This window comes from Rhodococcus ruber NBRC 15591 (assembly GCF_001894945.1).
In the GTDB taxonomy this organism is placed as follows: domain Bacteria; phylum Actinomycetota; class Actinomycetes; order Mycobacteriales; family Mycobacteriaceae; genus Rhodococcus; species Rhodococcus ruber.
In genome coordinates this window covers 34,229-51,227 of record NZ_BCXE01000033.1, presented here as the reverse complement: position 1 = coordinate 51,227, position 16,999 = coordinate 34,229, and the positions used below count along the sequence as shown (strand labels likewise).

13 protein-coding genes and 1 pseudogene are annotated in these 16,999 nt (G+C 72.2%); 6 read left to right on the top strand and 8 right to left on the bottom strand.

The window, feature by feature from the left end; genetic code table 11:
* Window positions 1–43: 43 nt before the first annotated feature.
* The 3 genes from RR3_RS19115 to RR3_RS19105 all read left to right on the top strand — a co-directional run bounded on the left by RR3_RS19115 (window position 44) and on the right by RR3_RS19105 (window position 5,981).
* Window positions 44–601, top strand: a complete 558-nt coding sequence (locus tag RR3_RS19115; RefSeq protein WP_010594801.1) for a hypothetical protein — start codon at window positions 44–46, stop codon at window positions 599–601.
* Window positions 602–669: 68 nt separating this feature from the next.
* A complete protein-coding gene (locus tag RR3_RS19110; RefSeq protein WP_010594802.1) occupies window positions 670–5,187 on the top strand; it encodes an ATP-dependent helicase in 4,518 nt (1,505 codons plus the stop codon).
* Entirely contained in the window at window positions 5,187–5,981 is a 795-nt protein-coding gene (locus RR3_RS19105; protein ID WP_010594803.1) for a DNA-formamidopyrimidine glycosylase family protein, read from the top strand. The genes RR3_RS19110 and RR3_RS19105 overlap by 1 nt, the downstream gene beginning before the upstream one ends.
* Before the next feature lie 77 nt (window positions 5,982–6,058).
* Here the strand turns inward: RR3_RS19105 and RR3_RS24555 are convergent, their stop codons facing one another.
* Both RR3_RS24555 and RR3_RS24550 read right to left on the bottom strand, forming a co-directional pair.
* A complete protein-coding gene (locus RR3_RS24555; RefSeq protein ID WP_003935700.1) occupies window positions 6,059–6,316 on the bottom strand; it encodes a DUF7218 family protein in 258 nt (85 codons plus the stop codon).
* A gap of 69 nt (window positions 6,317–6,385) precedes the next feature.
* A pseudogene (locus RR3_RS24550) lies at window positions 6,386–6,937 on the bottom strand (TetR/AcrR family transcriptional regulator); the annotation flags it as partial.
* 152 nt (window positions 6,938–7,089) lie between these two features.
* On the opposite strand from RR3_RS24550, the gene RR3_RS19095 reads away from it, so the two are divergent.
* On the top strand, window positions 7,090–7,626 hold the full coding sequence (locus RR3_RS19095) for a hypothetical protein (RefSeq protein WP_010594804.1): 537 nt from the start codon (window positions 7,090–7,092) through the stop codon (window positions 7,624–7,626).
* A 61-nt stretch (window positions 7,627–7,687) separates the two neighbouring features.
* Here the strand turns inward: RR3_RS19095 and glpD are convergent, their stop codons facing one another.
* Window positions 7,688–9,421: a glycerol-3-phosphate dehydrogenase gene (gene glpD / locus RR3_RS19090; protein WP_010594805.1), complete on the bottom strand. Its 1,734-nt coding sequence runs from the start codon at window positions 9,419–9,421 to the stop codon at window positions 7,688–7,690.
* A gap of 95 nt (window positions 9,422–9,516) precedes the next feature.
* Between glpD and glpK the strand changes: the two genes are divergently transcribed.
* Window positions 9,517–11,031 (top strand): glycerol kinase GlpK, encoded by a 1,515-nt coding sequence (gene glpK / locus RR3_RS19085; RefSeq protein ID WP_010594806.1) that lies wholly within the window; start codon window positions 9,517–9,519, stop codon window positions 11,029–11,031.
* Window positions 11,032–11,094: 63 nt separating this feature from the next.
* Here glpK and RR3_RS19080 read toward each other — a convergent pair whose 3' ends face one another.
* From RR3_RS19080 to RR3_RS19070, 3 genes are all read right to left on the bottom strand, one after another.
* Window positions 11,095–11,910 carry a MerR family transcriptional regulator gene (locus RR3_RS19080; RefSeq protein WP_010594807.1) on the bottom strand — a complete coding sequence of 272 codons (816 nt, stop codon included), beginning with the start codon at window positions 11,908–11,910 and terminating at the stop codon, window positions 11,095–11,097.
* A complete protein-coding gene (locus tag RR3_RS19075) occupies window positions 11,907–12,326 on the bottom strand; it encodes a VOC family protein (protein WP_010594808.1) in 420 nt (139 codons plus the stop codon). Before RR3_RS19075 ends, RR3_RS19080 begins: the two co-directional genes overlap by 4 nt.
* A 61-nt stretch (window positions 12,327–12,387) precedes the next feature.
* On the bottom strand, window positions 12,388–13,788 hold the full coding sequence (locus tag RR3_RS19070; RefSeq protein WP_010594809.1) for an NAD(P)H-quinone dehydrogenase: 1,401 nt from the start codon (window positions 13,786–13,788) through the stop codon (window positions 12,388–12,390).
* A 178-nt stretch (window positions 13,789–13,966) separates the two neighbouring features.
* Here RR3_RS19070 and RR3_RS19065 point away from each other — a divergent pair, with 178 nt between their 5' ends.
* Window positions 13,967–14,437 (top strand): gamma-glutamylcyclotransferase family protein, encoded by a 471-nt coding sequence (locus tag RR3_RS19065; RefSeq protein WP_006939627.1) that lies wholly within the window; start codon window positions 13,967–13,969, stop codon window positions 14,435–14,437.
* Here RR3_RS19065 and RR3_RS19060 read toward each other — a convergent pair.
* On the bottom strand, window positions 14,434–15,492 hold the full coding sequence (locus RR3_RS19060) for an ABC transporter ATP-binding protein (protein WP_010594810.1): 1,059 nt from the start codon (window positions 15,490–15,492) through the stop codon (window positions 14,434–14,436). The genes RR3_RS19065 and RR3_RS19060 overlap by 4 nt on opposite strands.
* The gene (locus RR3_RS19055) at window positions 15,489–16,943 is read right to left on the bottom strand and encodes an ABC transporter permease (RefSeq protein ID WP_051059570.1); all 1,455 of its coding nucleotides are present in this window, start codon (window positions 16,941–16,943) and stop codon (window positions 15,489–15,491) included. The genes RR3_RS19060 and RR3_RS19055 overlap by 4 nt, the downstream gene beginning before the upstream one ends.
* Window positions 16,944–16,999: the final 56 nt, after the last annotated feature.

Below are 16,999 nucleotides of genomic sequence, written 5' to 3'. Positions count from 1 at the left end.
ACAAGATCGAGTACGGTGACCGCGTGCACGAGGACCAGATCCAGTGAACGCCCGTACGCCCTTGTCCCCGGCGGGTCTGCCGCTGCGCGACACCCGCTACCGGACGTTCGAGCAGTACCCGGAGTTCACCGCGGCGACGACGTGGCTGCGCGACTACGTCCGCGCCGCGATACCCAACCCGCGGATGAGTGAACGCGAGTACTGGTCGGTGGTGTGCCTGCCGCCGCGCGACGGCTCCACCGAACCGCTCGTGAGCGTGCACGTCGGCGCGATCGAGGCCGCGGGGTTGTACGTCGAGGCTCCGGCCGCGCAGGCACGCCGGCTCGGCGGACGGGTCAGCGTCGCCGTCGACGACCTCGAGGCGACGGCCGGCACGAGCGTGGAAGTGCTCGCGGCAACGCATTCGGAGCTGCGGTTCCGGCTCGACGGACCCATCGTGTCGATCGGCTGGTCCGGCGAGCCGGCCAGCCGTGCGCAGTTCGCCGCGATGCCGTGGGAGCCGGCCGCTGCCGCACTCGTCGGCCGCGTGATGCGTACCGGCAGGTGCCGCTGGGCGTCGCACCACTGCGCCCAGCTGGCGCGGTTCGCGCTGGCCGACTGACGCCGGGTACCCGGGTCCGGAACCCGCGAGGTGCCCGCGGTGTCGTACCGGCGGTGCACCATGGAACGGTGACCGATGTCCTGAGCCGATTCTCCGAGCCCACCCGGCAGTGGTTCGCGGGCGCGTTCGAGGCCCCGACCGCCGCGCAGCTCGGGGCCTGGGAGTCGATCTCGACCGGCGCGCACACCCTGGTGGTGGCCCCGACCGGGTCGGGCAAGACGCTCTCGGCGTTCCTGTGGTCGCTCGACCGCCTCGCGGCCACCCCGGCCGGGCACCCCGGCACGCGGGTGCTCTACGTCTCCCCGCTCAAGGCCCTCGCGGTGGACGTGGAACGGAACCTGCGCTCGCCGCTGGTCGGCATCACCCAGACCGCGCGCCGGCTCGGCCTCGAGCCGCCGGAGATCACCGTCGGCGTGCGTTCGGGCGACACGTCGGCGACCGACCGGCGCGCCCTGATCCGCACCCCGCCGGACATCCTCATCACCACCCCCGAGTCCCTGTTCCTCATGCTCACCTCCGCGGCGCGCGAGACGCTCGCCGGGGTGGAGACCGTCATCGTCGACGAGGTGCACGCCGTCGCCGGCACGAAACGCGGCTCCCACCTTGCGCTTTCGCTCGAACGGCTCGACGTGCTGCTCGGGCGGCCCGCGCAGCGGATCGGCCTTTCGGCGACGGTGCGCCCGCACGAGGAGGTGGGCCGGTTCCTCGCCGGGGCGGCGCCGATCCGCATCGTCGCCCCGCCGTCGGCCAAGACGTGGGATCTGACGGTGCGGGTGCCCGTCGAGGACATGACCGAACTGGGCGTACAGCCGGAACTGTCGGACGACGGGATGCCCGCGGTCCCGCAGGCCGGGTCGATCTGGCCGCACGTCGAGGAGCAGATCGTCGACCTCATCGTCGCGCACCGTTCCACCATCGTGTTCGCCAACTCCCGCCGCCTCGCCGAGCGGTTGACGGCCCGGCTCAACGAGATCCACGCCGAACGCGAGGGCGAGGCGGTGGACCACCGGCCGCGGCCCCCGGCGCAGCTCGGGGCGCCCACCGAGGTCGCGTTCGGCGCACAACCGCTGCTGGCGCGGGCCCACCACGGCTCGGTGAGCAAGGACCAGCGGGCCCTGATCGAGGACGACCTCAAATCCGGGCGGCTGCGCTGCGTCGTCGCGACCTCGAGCCTCGAACTCGGCATCGACATGGGCGCGGTCGACCTGGTGATCCAGGTCTCGGCGCCCCCGTCGGTGGCGAGCGGCCTGCAGCGCGTCGGACGGGCGGGCCATCAGGTCGGCGAGGTCTCCCGCGGGGTGCTGTTCCCCAAGCACCGCACCGACCTGGTGCACTGCGCGGTCACGGTCGAACGGATGGTGGGCGGGCACATCGAGGCTCTGCAGGTCCCGGCCAACCCGTTGGACGTGCTCGCACAGCAGACCGTCGCCGCGGTCGCGCTCGAGCCGGTCGACGTGGACGAGTGGTTCGACACGGTTCGGCGCAGCGGGTCCTTCGCGACGCTGCCGCGCTCGGCGTACGAGTCGACGCTGGACCTGCTGGCCGGGCGCTATCCGTCGGACGAGTTCGCCGAGCTGCGGCCCCGGGTGGTGTGGGATCGCACCGCCGGCACTCTCACCGGCCGGCCCGGCGCGCAGCGGCTGGCCGTCACCTCGGGCGGCACGATCCCCGACCGCGGCCTGTTCACCGTGTACATGGTCGGCGAGAAGGCCACGCGCGTCGGGGAACTCGACGAGGAGATGGTGTACGAGTCCCGGGTGGGCGACGTGTTCGCGCTCGGCGCGACGAGCTGGCGCATCGAGGAGATCACCTTCGACCGGGTGCTGGTCTCCCCCGCCTACGGACAGCCCGGCCGGTTGCCGTTCTGGCACGGCGACGGGGTCGGCCGCCCGGCCGAACTCGGCGCCGCCCTGGGGGCGTTCGTGCGCGAACTCGGGCACGCCGATCCGGAGGACGCCGCCGCCCGGTGCCGTCGCGGCGGCCTGGACGACAACGCGACCGCGAACCTGACCCGGCTGCTCGAGGAGCAGCGCACCGCCACCGGGCAGCTGCCCACCGACCGCACCCTGGTGGTCGAGCGATTCCGCGACGAACTCGGCGACTGGCGCCTGGTGCTGCACTCCCCGTACGGGATGCGGGTGCATGCACCGTGGGCACTCGCCGTGGGCGCGCGACTGCTCGACCGGTACGGCGTCGAGGCCGCACCCACGGCGTCGGACGACGGCATCATCGTCCGGCTCCCGGACACCGAGGACGCCCCGCCCGGGGCGGAGGTCTTCGCCTTCGACACCGACGAGATCGAGGACCTCGTCACCGAGCAGGTCGGCGGCTCGGCACTGTTCGCGTCCCGCTTCCGGGAGTGCGCGGCGCGCGCATTGCTGCTGCCCCGCCGCAATCCCGGCAAGCGGGCGCCGCTGTGGCAGCAGCGTCAGCGGTCGGCCCAGCTGCTCGACGTGGCGCGTCGCTACCCCACCTTCCCGATCCTGCTCGAGACGGTGCGGGAATGCCTCCAGGACGTCTACGACCTGCCTGCGCTGCGGAACCTGCTCGGCCGTGTCGCCCGGCGGCAGGTCCGGATCGTGGAGGTCGAGACGGCCACCGCGTCGCCGTTCGCGACCTCGCTGCTGTTCGACTACGTCGGCGCGTTCATGTACGAAGGCGACAGTCCCCTGGCCGAGCGGCGCGCCGCGGCCCTGTCCCTGGACTCGACCCTGCTCGCCGAACTGCTCGGCCGGGTGGAGCTGCGCGAGTTGCTCGACGCCGACGTCATCGCCCGGGCCGAGCTCGAGCTGCAGCACCTCGCCCCCGACCGCAGAGCCCGCGACGCCGAGGGTGTCGCGGACCTGCTCCGGTTGCTCGGCCCCCTCACCGACGCCGAAATCGCCGAGCGCACCACCGCCGATCCGGCCGCCTGGCTCGACGAACTCGACGCACAGCGCCGGGTGCTGAAGGTGTCCTTCGCCGGCCGGGAGCGGTGGTCGGCCATCGAGGACGCCTCACGTCTCCGGGACGCCCTCGGGGTCCCGTTGCCGATCGGCGTGCCGACGGCGTTCGTCGAGCCGGTGCCCGATCCGCTGGGCGACCTGATCGGCCGGTACGCCCGCACCCACGGCCCGTTCACCGCGGCGGAGGCGGCGGCCGGATTCGGACTCGGCACCGCGGTGGTGCAGGACGTGCTGCATCGGCTGGCTGCCGAGAAACGGGTCAGCGCAGGAGAGTTCCGCCCCGGCGCGACGGGCGCGGAGTGGTGCGACACCGAGGTACTGCGGCGGCTGCGCCGACGGTCGCTCGCTGCGGCACGACAGGAGGTCGAACCCGTCGGGACCGCCACCCTCGGCCGGTTCCTGCCGGCGTGGCAGCACGTGGGCGGCGGCCTGCGCGGAGTGGACGGAGTGGCCACGGTCGTCGAGCAGCTGGCCGGGGTGCCGGTGCCGGCGAGCGCACTCGAGCCGCTGATCCTCGCCCCCCGGGTGCGGGACTACTCCCCGACGATGCTCGACGAACTCACCACGACGGGCGAAGTCGTGTGGGCCGGCTCGGGGCAGATCTCCGGCAAGGACGGCTGGGTCTCGCTGCACCTGGCCGACACTGCTCCGCTGACCCTCGCACCGGCAGCCGAGATCGACAGGACCGACGTCCATCACGGCATCCTGGACACGCTCGCGGGCGGCGGGGCGTACTTCTTCCGCCAGCTCACCGACGCCCTGGGCACCACGGACGCGGAAACCTCCTCGGCTCTCTGGGATCTCGTGTGGGCCGGACTCGTCTCGGGCGACGCGCCGGCCGCGTTGCGCGCCCTCGTCGGCGACACCTCACGCGCCACCCCCGCGCATCGCACGCCCCGGCGGGCCCCGCGCGCCCGGATGTACCGCGGACGTCCGGCACTGCCGAGCCGAAGCGGGCCCCCGACGGTCGGCGGCCGGTGGTCGCTGCTGCCCGAACGGGAAACCGACCCGACGGTGCGCACCCACGCCACCGCGGACCTGCTGCTCGAGCGCTACGGCGTGGTCACCCGCGGCGCGGTCGTCGCCGAGGGCGTGCCGGGCGGCTTCGCGTTGATGTACAAGGTGCTGAGCCGGTTCGAGGAGACCGGTCGGTGCCGGCGCGGCTACTTCGTCGACACGCTCGGCGGTGCCCAGTTCTCGACGCCGGAGGTCGTGGACCGGTTGCGGTCCTACGGCGAATCGCTCGAGGGCCGCCACACCGACACCCCGGCGGTGACCCTGGCCGCCTGCGACCCGGCGAATCCGTACGGTGCGGCCCTGCCGTGGCCCAAGTCGGCCGCCCCCGAGGACTCGCCGCGGCACCGTCCCGGCCGCAAGGCCGGCGGACTCGTCGTACTCGTCGACGGCGAACTGGGACTGTTCGTCGAACGCGGCGGCCGCACGGTGCTGACGTTCAGCGACGACCCGGGAACTCTCCGCGGCGCGTGCACGTCGCTGGCCGGGACGGTCAAGGGCGGGGGCCTGGACACTCTCGTCGTCGAGAAGGTCGACGGCAGTTCCATCCACGGCCACTCGTTCGCCGAGTTCCTCGCCGAGGCCGGCTTCTCGGCCACCCCGCGCGGCTTCCGGTTGAGGGCCTGATGCCCGAGGGCGACACCGTCTTCCGGGCGGCCACTCTCCTGCGCGGCGCACTGGCGGGAAAGCCGTTGACGCGCTGCGATATCCGCGTGCCCCGGTACGCGACGGTCGACCTCACCGGCACCGTGGTCGAGGAGGTGCTCGCGCGCGGCAAGCACCTGCTGATCCGCGCCGGTGCACACACCGTCCACACCCACCTGAAGATGGAGGGAGTGTGGGACGTCCACCCACCCGGGACGCGCTGGCGCCGTCAGGGATACCACGCGAGGATCGTGCTGGCGGTCGCGGACGCCGAGGCCGTCGGCTTCGATCTCGGCACCGTCGAGGTCCTGGACCGCGACCGCGAGGCGGAGGCCGTGGGACACCTGGGCCCGGATCTGCTCGGGCCGGACTGGGACCCGGCCGTCGCGGCGGCGAACCTGGCGCGCGACCCGGGCCGCCCCGTCGGTCTGGCGCTGCTCGATCAACGGGTGATGGCCGGGGTGGGCAACGTGTACCGGTGCGAACTGTGCTTCCTGCGGGGCGTACACCCGGCGACTCCGGTTGCGGACGCGGGAGATCCGGCCGCCTGGGTCGATCTGGCGCACCGGCTGCTGATGTTCAATCGGGACCGCGTCAGCCGGATCACCACCGGCGACCGCCGGCCCGGCCGGGGCACATGGGTGTACGGGCGCGCGGGCAAGCCGTGCCGCCGGTGCGGCACGGTGATCCGCACCGGGATGCTGGGGTCGGCCGGGGACCCGGACCGCAAGATCGACTGGTGCCCGCACTGTCAGCCGCGGAGCGAGGACGGGTGAGTCGCCCCCGCTCCGCCGGCCGAGCCGGCGCGGCGACCGCGCGGTCGGCTCAGTGGTTGCGCCTCAGTGGTTGCGCCTCAGTGGTTGCGCAGAGCGTCGATGAGCTCGCTCTTGCGCTTGGACGAGTAACCCGACATCCCGAGTTCCTTCGCCCTCTTCTTCAACTCGTCGACCGTCCAATCCTCGTAGGACCCCGACTTGCCGCCCTTGTGCCCGACGGAGGAACGGCCACGATTCGCGGCCGCGTTCGAGATTCGGGCGGCCTTCTCCTTGGAGGCGCCGTCGTCACGTAGTTCCTGATAGAGCTTCTCGTCCTTGATCGACGACCTGGGCATGATGCCCCTCCTTTCGTCGAGCGTGCTGTCGTGGTGCGGATACCCCTCCGGCCGGGGCCGTACACCTCCGGCCTGGACCAGCAGGCTCACACAGTGCCGCACCAACCGCTCCGGCGCCACCGTGACGGTGCCGTCCAGGTAGCCGATGAACAGGCTCGTCAGTGCCCCGACCAACCCCACGGCCACCAGGTGCCGCTCGTCGCGATCGGCGATCGCGGTGAGCTGCTGCCGGACGAGCGTCACGAATGCGGGAGCGAGATCGAGGCCCTGCCCGCCGAGGGCCGGTTCCCGCAGCGGGCCGAGCAGCAGCACCCGGCCCACGGCCGGGCGGTCCACGATCAGCTCGACGAAGGCCCGGACCGCCGCCCCGGGAACGTCCCGCGGCTGCGGGACCGTGCCGACCGCGCCCTCCAGCACTGCGCGCACGTGTTCCCCGACCGCCGCATACACGGCGCGCACGAACGCGTCCCGGTCGTCGAAGCTCTCGTAGAAGTACCGTTCGGTCAGTCCGGCCGCCCGGCACACGGCGCGTACGTTGACCGCCGGTCCGTCGGGCGCGCCGAGCAGATCGATGCCCGCCGACAGCAGCGCGTCGCGGCGTGCCCGCCGGCGTTCCGCCATGTCGGTGCCGCCCCAGCGCCGTCGCACCCTCTCCACCACCGCGATCCCGTCGTCGACCGTCTGCGACGTCGGATCCTACGCGCCGGGCCGGCCGCGACGGATGCACGCGGTTGCCGTCTCGGTACGCTCCCCGGTCTGTCACCCTGGTCGGCATGGACTCCGATGCCAACGCACTCCTGCACGGCCCGTTGTTCTCCCGGCGCATGCCGCTCGACCGCGGCAACGCCGCCAGTCGCATCAGCGCCTACATCTACGGCAACGTGCTGGTGCTCGCGGCCCTCGTGCCGATCGTCACCGGGCCGAAGTACGTCGGCATCGCGATCGTGCTCGGCACGGCACTGTCGACGTTCGTCGCCCACGTGTTCGCCGAGGCGGTCGGGCACACCGTGCGCCAGGGCACCCCGTTGACCCGGGCGGAGAAGCTCGCCGAACTGCGCAACTCCGTGCCGATCCTGAGTTCGGCGGTGCTGCCGTGCGTGATCCTGGGAATCGGCTGGCTGGGTTGGCTCGAACCGCGCACCGCCCAGTTGCTCGCCGAGGTCGCCGTGCTGGCACGGATCGGGGGGATCGTCTTCGTCATCGGTCGCCTCAAGGGGGAGCGGCCGGGCCGGACCTCGCTGGTCAGTGCCGTCGCGCTCACCACGGTGGCCGCGACCGTGGTGCTCGTCAAGGTCGTCCTGACCCACTGACACGTCGACCCACCGACGTCGGCGTCCTCGACGGCCGGGCCGCCGTCGCGCCGAGGGCGTCTCAGGCGCCGGTGGGCACCGGTTCGAGGATCTCCGCGCGCGCCTCCGGGGCAGCCGCCCGCAGCGCGTCGGCGGACTCGTCGTCGGGCCGGCTCTGCGATTCGATCTCGGCGTCGACCCTCGCCCGGTAGGTCGCGATCTCCTGCTCCACCGTCGCGGCGTCCCAGCCCAGGACGGGTGCCACCAGGCGGGCGGTCTGCTCGGCGCAGTGCACGCCGCGGTGCGGGTACTCGATGGAGATGCGGGTGCGGCGCGCGAGGATGTCCTCGAGGTGCAGCGCGCCCTCCGCGGCCGCCGCGTACACGACCTCCACCTGCAGGTACTGGGGGGCGTCGGTGAGCGGTTCGAGCAACTCGGGACGGTCGGCCGCCGCCTCGAGCACCTCGTCGATCAGCGACCCGTACCGGTCGAGCAGATGCTTGATCCGGTACGGATGCAGGCCGTACCGCTCGGCGAGCTGCATCGTCTGGTTCACGAGCGCGAAGTAGCCGTCGGCCCCCGCCAGCGGCACCCGTTCGGTGATGGACGGGGCGATGCGGGCGGGGATGTCCTCGGCCGCCAGGTCGACGGCATCCTCGGCCATCACCCGGTAGGTGGTGTACTTGCCGCCGGCGATCGCGACGAGACCGGGCGCGACCCGGGCGACGGCGTGCTCGCGCGAGAGCTTCGACGTCTCGTCGCTCTCCCCCGCCAGCAACGGCCGCAGTCCCGCGTACACGCCGTCGATGTCGCCGTGGGTGAGCGGGACGACCAGGACCCGGTTCACGTGGTCGAGGATGTAGTCGATGTCGGCCTTCGTCGCGGCGGGGTGGGCGAGGTCGAGATTCCAGTCGGTGTCGGTGGTGCCGATGATCCAGTGGCTGCCCCACGGGATCACGAACAGCACGGACTTCTCGGTGCGCAGGATGATCGCCGAGTCGCTGACGATCCGGTCGCGCGGCACCACGATGTGCACGCCTTTCGAGGCGCGCACCCGGAACCGGCCGCGCTGCCGGGACAGGGCCTGGATCTCGTCGGTCCACACCCCCGTGGCGTTGATCACCACGTGCGCCCTCACCTCGGTGACCGAGCCGTCCTCCGAGTCGCGCACCCGTACACCGGAGACCCGGTCGGCCTCGCGCAGGAACCCGACCACCTGGGTCGACGTGCGTACGACGGCGCCGTAGTGGGCGGCGGTGCGAGCCACCGTCATGGTGTGGCGGGCGTCGTCGACGACGGTGTCGTAGTACCGGATCCCGCCCACGAGCGAGTTGCGTTTGAGCCCGGGTGCCATGCGCAGCGCGCCGGACCGGGTCAGATGCTTCTGCGCGGGCACGGATTTGGCGCCGCCCATCCGGTCGTAGAGGAAGATGCCCGCAGCGACGTACGGGCGCTCCCACCCGCGGTGGGTGAGGGGGAAGAGGAACTTCAGCGGCTTGACCAGATGCGGGGCCAGCGTCGACAGCGACAGTTCGCGCTCGCGCAGCGCCTCACGGACGAGGCCGAACTCGAGCTGCTCGAGATAGCGCAGCCCGCCGTGGAACATCTTCGACGAGCGGCTCGACGTGCCCGAGGCGAAGTCCCGCGCCTCCACCAGTGCGACCCGCAGCCCGCGGGTGGCGGCGTCCAGGGCGGCGCCGGCGCCGACGACACCGCCGCCGACGACCACCACGTCGAAGTGCTCCGAGCCGAGTCGTCGCCATGCGTCACGGCGCTGTTGCGGCCCGAGGACCTGGACGCCTGGTTGGTTGGTCACCGCATTGCTCCCGTGAGTCGCCGACGTTTCCGCACTCAGGGTAGTAGGTTCGTCCGCAGACTGCCGTCCCGAACCACACGCCCGGAGAGGTTGCCGTGACCCGATACATCGCCGCGATCGATCAGGGGACCACGTCGAGTCGCTGCATCATCTTCGACCACGACGGTCGCATCGTGGCCTGGGCCCAGACCGAGCACGAACAGATCCTTCCCCGCGCCGGCTGGGTGGAACACGATCCGGAAACACTGTGGATCAACACTCGCGAGGTCGCCGCCCTGGCCCTGGCGAAGGCGGATCTCACGCGCGCCGACATCGCCGCGATCGGGATCACCAACCAGCGTGAGACCACGGTGGTGTGGGAACGCTCCACGGGCCGGCCCGTCCACAACGCGATCGTGTGGCAGGACACCCGCACCGATCGCCTCGTCGAGCAGCTCGCCGGGGACGCGGGCGTGGACCGGTATCGCGACGCCACGGGCCTGCCGCTGTCGACGTACTTCGCGGGCCCGAAGGTGCGGTGGATCCTCGACAACGTCGAGGGCGCCCGGGAGCAGGCGGAGGCCGGCGAACTCGCGTTCGGGACGGTGGACAGCTGGATCCTGTGGAATCTCACCGGCGGCACCGGCGCGGGCAACCGGCAGCCGGGGGTGCACCTCACCGACGTCACCAACGCCTCGCGCACGATGCTCATGAATCTCGAGACGCTGCAATGGGATCCGGACATCTGTGCGGATTTCGGCATTCCGATGTCGATGCTGCCGGAGATCCGGAGTTCGTCCGAGATCTACGGATACGCCCGCGACCGCGGACCGCTGGCCGGCGTCCCGGTGGCCGGCATCCTCGGAGACCAGCAGGCCGCGACGTTCGGCCAGGCATGCCTGTCGCCGGGTGAGGCCAAGAACACCTACGGGACCGGCAACTTCCTGCTTCTCAACACCGGGACGACGCCGGTGCGCAGCGAGCACGGGCTGCTGACCACCGTCTGCTACCGCGTCGGCGACGCCCCGGCGGTGTACGCCCTCGAGGGTTCGATCGCCGTCACGGGCTCGCTCGTGCAGTGGATGCGCGACAATCTGGGGCTCGTCCGCACGGCCGCGGAGATCGAGGACCTCGCCGCGACCGTCCCCGACAACGGCGGTGCCTACTTCGTACCGGCGTTCTCGGGACTGTTCGCACCGCGATGGCGACCCGATGCGCGCGGGGTGATCGCCGGTCTCACCCGCTTCGTCAACCGGGGGCACCTGGCGCGGGCCGCACTCGAGGCGACCGCCTACCAGACCCGTGAGGTCATCGAGGCGATGCACGCCGACTCCGGTGTCGAACTGCACACGCTGAAGGTGGACGGCGGGATGGTCGTCAACGAGACCCTGATGCAGTTCCAGTCGGACATCCTCGGCGCCCCCGTGGTCCGCCCCGTGGTCTCCGAGACCACCGCGCTCGGCGCGGCGTACGCGGCGGGCCTGGCGGTCGGCTTCTGGGAGGGTGAGGACGACATCCGCCACAACTGGGCGGCCGGCCGCACCTGGGAACCGAAGATGGACGCCGCCGAGCGGGAACGGCTCTACGCCGAGTGGAACCGGGCGGTCGAACGGACCTACGGCTGGGCCTGAGTCGGTCGATCCGGTGGGGCGAGGCCGGCGCGGGAGCCTCGGCGCGCCGGCCTCGGGGACCCCTCATCCCGGAACGTGGTCACCGGGGACGGGGTGCAGCACCCGCGTACGCATCGCATCGGGAGCGACGTCGCGCGGGTCGGCGAGGTAGTACTCCCGGAACGGCCCCTCGGCCGCGAGACCGCGCTCGTCGAGCCACCCGAACAGTGCGTGGTAGGCGACCGGGAGCAGCGCGACCGGACCGACGAAGTCCACGCCCGCGAACGCCCCGCCCGGCAGCGTCGTCGTGGCAGTTTCCGCACGTCCGGGCGGGGACCGCAACTCGAGACCGACGCCGAACTGCACCACGCCGTCGAGGGTGGCCGGGTACTGCCCCACCACCGGCGCGTCGGTGGGCAGCCCGGCGCTCGACGCCTCGGTCAGCAGCGCCGTCACGAGATTCGTCACATCCGAATCGAGAGATTCGGCGGTCGATTCCCCACTGCGCCACAAGACCGTTCGATCCTCGACCCGGTGCCGGCGCACGGAGAGTCCGCCGGCTTCGGCCTCGGCGAGCGACGCGACGAGGGCGAGCGCGCGGCGCTTACGGTCGGCCTCGCGCTCGATCCGTTCCCGCTCCGCGGCGAGGACGGCCTCGGTGTGTCCGGGATCCTGCAGGAGGAGACGGATCGCGGGGACGGACACCTCGGCTCGGCGCAACACCGCGATGCGCAGAGCCGAGGCGAGTTGCTCCCGCGAGTAGTACCGGTATCCGGTACGCGGATCGACCCGGCCTGGAGCGAGCAGCCGTTCGCGGTCGTAGTGGCGCAGCGTCCTGACGCTCAGCCGCGACATCCGCGCGAACTCGCCGATGCTCAGCCAGCCGTCGGCCGGGCTCACCCGGTCACCACCGCCCCGCTTCCGGCAACCTCCGGCGCGTACGGGATCACCGTGATCACGTCGACGAGCAGGCCGTCGGGATCGACGGTCATGAAGTGCCGCTGCCCGAAGTCCTCGTCGCGCAGGTCCGACGCGACCGGGAGTGCGAGGTCGCCGGCGCGCGCATACACGGCGTCCACGTCGTCGACCTCCACCGAGATCAGCACGCCGGCCGGAGCGGAGAGATGGGCTCGGGGAATCGTCTCGTGGCCGCGTGCCACGAGACCGAGCTGCACGGTCTCGTCGGTCGCCGCCTGCAACTGGACATACCAGCCGCTGTCGAAAACCACACGCAGACCGAGCAGCCCGGCATAGAAGTCGCGGCTGCGGGCGACGTCGTGAGCGGGGACCACGGGGAAGATGCTGTTCGTTCGCATGCCTCCACCGTCGACCCTCCCCCAGCGAGAGAGTCAAGAACGTCGACGCCGACCATCCCGCTCAGTCCAGATGATCGTCGTGCCGCATCAGCTGACGCGCCGCCTCGGTGATCGACCCGGTCAGCGACGGATAGACCGAGAAGGTGTGGGCGAGGTCGTCGACGCTGAGATTGTTCTGCACCGCGATCGCGATGGGCAGGATCAGCTCCGAGGCGGTGGGGGCAACCACCACGCCACCGATCACGACGCCGGTGGCGGGACGGCAGAAGATCTTCACGAAACCACGGCGCAGCCCCGCCATCTTCGCGCGGGGATTGGTGTGCAGCGGCAACATCACGGTGCGGGCCGGGACCTCACCCTTGTCGATCGCGGCCTGGCTCACGCCGACCGTGGCGATCTCGGGCCGGGTGAACACCGCGGAGGCGACGGTCTTGAGCCGGATCGGGCTGACCCCCTCGCCGAGGGCGTGGTACATCGCGATGCGACCCTGCATCGCGGCCACCGATGCCAGCGGCAGCAGCCCGGTGCAGTCGCCGGCGGCGTAGATCCCCGAGACGGACGTGCGCGAGACCCGGTCGACCTGGATGTAGCCGCCCCGGTCGAGTTGCAGGCCGACCTTCTCCAGGCCGAGGCCGGCGGTGTTCGGCACCGAGCCCACCGTCATCAGCGCATGGCTGCCCTCGACGATGCGGCCGTCGGCCAGCTTGACCCGGATCCCGTCCCCGGTGCGCTCGACGGCGTCGGCACGGGCGTGCTTGACCAGGTTCACGCCCCGCTCGGCGAAGGCGTCCTCGAGCACGAGGGCGGCGTCCTCGTCCTCGTGCGGCAGCACCCGGTCGCGGCTCGAGACGAGCGTCACCTGGACGCCGACCTCCGTATAGGCGGAGACGAACTCGGCGCCGGTGACACCGGAGCCGACGACCACGAGGTGTTCGGGCAGCGCGTCGAGGTCGTAGAGCTGACGCCAGTTGAGGATGCGGTCACCGTCCGGCTCCGCGCCGGGCAGCACCCGCGGGCTCGCGCCGGTCGCGATGAGCACGACGTCGGCATCGAGGATCCGCTCCTCGCCCGTGAAGAGGTCGGCGCGCACCTGGTGCGCCGCCATTCCGACCTGGGTGTCGATGAGCTCGCCGCGGCCGCTGAGCAGCTGCACGCCGGCCGCCTCGAGCTTGGTGCGGATGTCCGCGGACTGCGCCCGGGCGAGGCTCTTGACACGGGTGTTGACCTCGGGCAGCGCCACCCCGGCGCTCTCGAGCCGCACGCCGAGGTCGGCAGCCCGGCGCATGTCGGTGCGGATGCCCGTGGACGCGATGAACGTCTTGGACGGTACGCAGTCGAAGAGGACGCAGGCGCCGCCGATCCCGTCCGAATCGATCAGTGACACGGCCGCGCCGTACTGGGCCGCCACCAGCGCCGCTTCGTAGCCCGCGGGGCCGCCGCCGATGATCACGATCCGGGTCATTGTTCTCCTCTGTATCGATTCCGAGATGGTCCTCGGTCCGGTGTGTGCGGGCGCCGGGGTTGCCGAACGTCCGCAGACACGCTATGTCACGGGCACCGTCCCGCGCACGCGGACGCCGCCACGAAGCGGCCGGCGCCCCGTGTCCTGCGCCGGACGGTCAGCCATTAGCCTGTACCCCGTGCCGATCTACGCCGCCTACGGCTCCAACATGCATCCCGAGCAGATGCTGCAGCGCTGCCCGCATTCGCCGATGGCCGGAACCGGCTGGCTCCACGGCTGGCGGCTGACCTTCAGCGGCGGCGACATCGGCTGGGAGGGCGCGCTCGCCACCGTCGTCGAGGATCCCGACTCGAAGGTGTTCGTCGTGCTCTACGACGTGCCCGACGAGGACGAACGCAGCCTCGACCGCTGGGAGGGCTCCGAACTCGGCATCCACCGCAAGATCCGGTTGCGGGTGGACACCGACGACGGGCCCGTGCTCGCCTGGCTGTACGTCCTCGACGCGTACGAGGGCGGCCTGCCGTCGGCGCGCTACCTGGGCGTGATGGCCGACGCCGCCGAGATCGCCGGAGCCCCCGCCGACTACGTGCGGGATCTGCGCACCCGCAACAGCCGCAACGTCGGGCCCGGCCGGCCCGACAGCTTCTAGGCCGTCTTCTCGGCCTCGGCCGGCCGAGCCGGGTAGAACGGCACCGGGACGCCGACCCGCAGCGTCACCGGATCCCCGGCCTGCACGTCGTGCGACGCGGCCCGCTGCGCCCGGATCGTCTGCCCGGCCCCGGTCACCCGCACCTCCGTCAGTGCGCCCCCGAAGGCGACGTCGAGCACGGTGAACTTCGACGGTTCGTCGGCCGCAGCGACCTGCACCTGTTCCGGGCGTACGAGCACGTGGCCCTTGCCGTGGGCCGGGGTCGCGAGGGGAACCGCACCGATCACCGTGTGCGCGCGGTCGCCGGCCGCATCGGCGTCGAGCACGACCGAATCCCCGACGAAGGCGCCCACCTCGAGCGTCGCGGGCCACCGGTAGACCTCCTCCGGCGTGCCCACCTGGGCGACACGCCCGCCGAGCATCACCGCGACCGTGTCCGCGATGGCCAGGGCCTCGGCCTGGTCGTGGGTGACGAGCACGGAGGCGACCTCCTGGTCCCGCAGCAGGGTGCGGACCTCGGTGCGCAGGCTGGACCGCAGCCCGGCGTCGAGAGCGCTGAACGGCTCGTCGAGCAGGACGACGGCCGGATTGGGCGCGAGCGCCCGGGCCAGCGCGATCCGCTGCTGCTGACCGCCGGACAGCTGGGAAGGCTTGCGCTGACCGGTGCCGGCCAGGCCGACCAGTTCCAGCAGTTCCTCCACGCGGCGCTGCCGCACGGCCTGCTGCCGCACCATCGACCGCCACGTCGGCTGCACGAGCCCGTAGCCGACGTTGCGTGCGACGCTCAGGTGCGGGAAGAGAGCGCCCTCCTGCGGGACCAGTCCCACCCCCCGGCGTTCCGGCGGCAGCGCCGTGAGGTCGCGCCCGTCCGCGACGACGCGTCCCGCGCTCGCCGGGTGCAGACCCGCGACCACCCGCAGCAGGGTGGTCTTGCCCCCGCCCGAGGGCCCGAGCACGGCCAGCAGCGCGCCTCGTTCCACCGTCAGCGAGACGTCGCTGACGACCTCCGTCCGCCCGTACCGGGCGCAGACGCCCTCGAGACAGAGCCCGCTCATTCCTCACCGCCACTTTCCGCATCGACCCGGCCGCGCAGCAACCGGCCCAGCACCAGGGACGGCAGCGCGGCGACGAGCACCAGGATCGCCGCGTACGGGGCCGCCGACCCGTACTCGAGGGTCTCGGTGTACTTCCACATCCGTGACGCCAGGGTGTCCTCCCCGATCGGCACGAGCAACAACGTCGCCGGCAGTTCCTTCGCGATGGTGAGGAACGCCAGTGCCGCCCCCGCGACGACTCCGGGCGCGGCCAGCGGGATCATCACCCGGATGCCGGTCCGCATCCGTCCGCTGCCGAGGGTCGCGGACGCGTCCTCGAGGCCGAGCGGAATCGAGGCGACCGCCGCGCGGATCGAGCCGACGGCGAGCGGCAGGAACAACACCGCGTAGCCCATCACGAGCATCGGGGTGTGCTGGTACCACTGCGGCAGCAGTCGGATCCCGAAGAAGACCAGGGCCAGGCCCACGGTGATGCCGGGCAGCGCGAATCCGACGTAGGCGGCGCTCTCGGTGAACCGCGAGACCGGCGAGGTCGAACGCGCCGCCAGGATGCCGACCGGCAGGGCCAGCGCCGTGGTCAGCAGCGCACCGAGGGCCGCCACCCACAGGGTGTACGTCGTCGCCGTCCAGATCCCCGCCCAGTCGATCGCGGCCTGCTGCGAGAACCACAGCCAGCGCGCGAGTCCGGCGAGCGGCACGCCGACGCCGACCGTCAGCACGACGGCGAGGAACGCCAGGGCCGTCCACCGCTGCCGGCCCAGCGGCACGGGCGCGGCGGGCCGTGGGGCGCCGGAGCCGATGCGCGCGGTCGCCCCCCGGCGCACCCGGCGTTCGGAGACGGTCAGCGCGACGGCGAGCACGACGAGCACCAGGCCGAACACCGCCGCGGGGGTGCGGTCGAGCAACCCCCGGTAGCTGCCGTAGATGGCGAGGGTGAACGCTTCGTACCGCATCAGCGCGACGGCACCGAAGTCGCTGAGGGTGTACAGCGCCACCAGCAGGCCGCCGGCCGCCGCGGTGGGCCACACCTGTCGCAGGGTGACGGTGAGCGTGGTGCGCAGCCGGGACCGGCCGAGGGTGCGCGCCACCTCCTCGAGCCCCGGGTCGACCGAGGCCAGCGCGGCGGACACCGGCAGGTACACGTACGGGAAGCTCGCCGCGGTCAGGACCAGCGCAGCACCCGCGAAGCCCGCGAGTCCGGGGAACTGGGCGATGTACACGAACCCGGACACGTACGACGGGATGGCGAGGGGAACGCTCAGCGCGAGGGCGAACCACCGCCGGCCGGGCAGGTCGGTGCGTGCCGTGAGCCATGCGGCGGTGACGCCGACGACGAGGCAGGCCACGGTGACGGTGAGCGCGAGAATGCCGCTGCGCCACACCAGATCGAGGGTGCGCTGCCGGAACACCAGCGACCACACCCGGTCGGGGCCGTCGGCGAACGCGCGCATGACCAGGTGCGCCACGGGGGCGAGTGCGAAGACCGAGACACCCAGCGCGGCCAGCG

Bases quoted from the DNA above. Each gene is read 5' to 3' on its own strand.
- RR3_RS19105 (WP_010594803.1), top strand. From the start codon at position 5,187: ATGCCCGAGGGCGACACCGTCTTCCGGGCGGCCACTCTCCTGCGCGGC.
- RR3_RS24555 (WP_003935700.1), bottom strand. From the start codon at position 6,316: ATGCCCAGGTCGTCGATCAAGGACGAGAAGCTCTATCAGGAACTACGT.
- RR3_RS19095 (WP_010594804.1), top strand. From the start codon at position 7,090: ATGGACTCCGATGCCAACGCACTCCTGCACGGCCCGTTGTTCTCCCGG.
- RR3_RS19075 (WP_010594808.1), bottom strand. From the start codon at position 12,326: ATGCGAACGAACAGCATCTTCCCCGTGGTCCCCGCTCACGACGTCGCC.
- RR3_RS19070 (WP_010594809.1), bottom strand. From the start codon at position 13,788: ATGACCCGGATCGTGATCATCGGCGGCGGCCCCGCGGGCTACGAAGCG.
- RR3_RS19060 (WP_010594810.1), bottom strand. From the start codon at position 15,492: ATGAGCGGGCTCTGTCTCGAGGGCGTCTGCGCCCGGTACGGGCGGACG.
- RR3_RS19055 (WP_051059570.1), bottom strand. From the start codon at position 16,943: ATGCGCGCGTTCGCCGACGGCCCCGACCGGGTGTGGTCGCTGGTGTTC.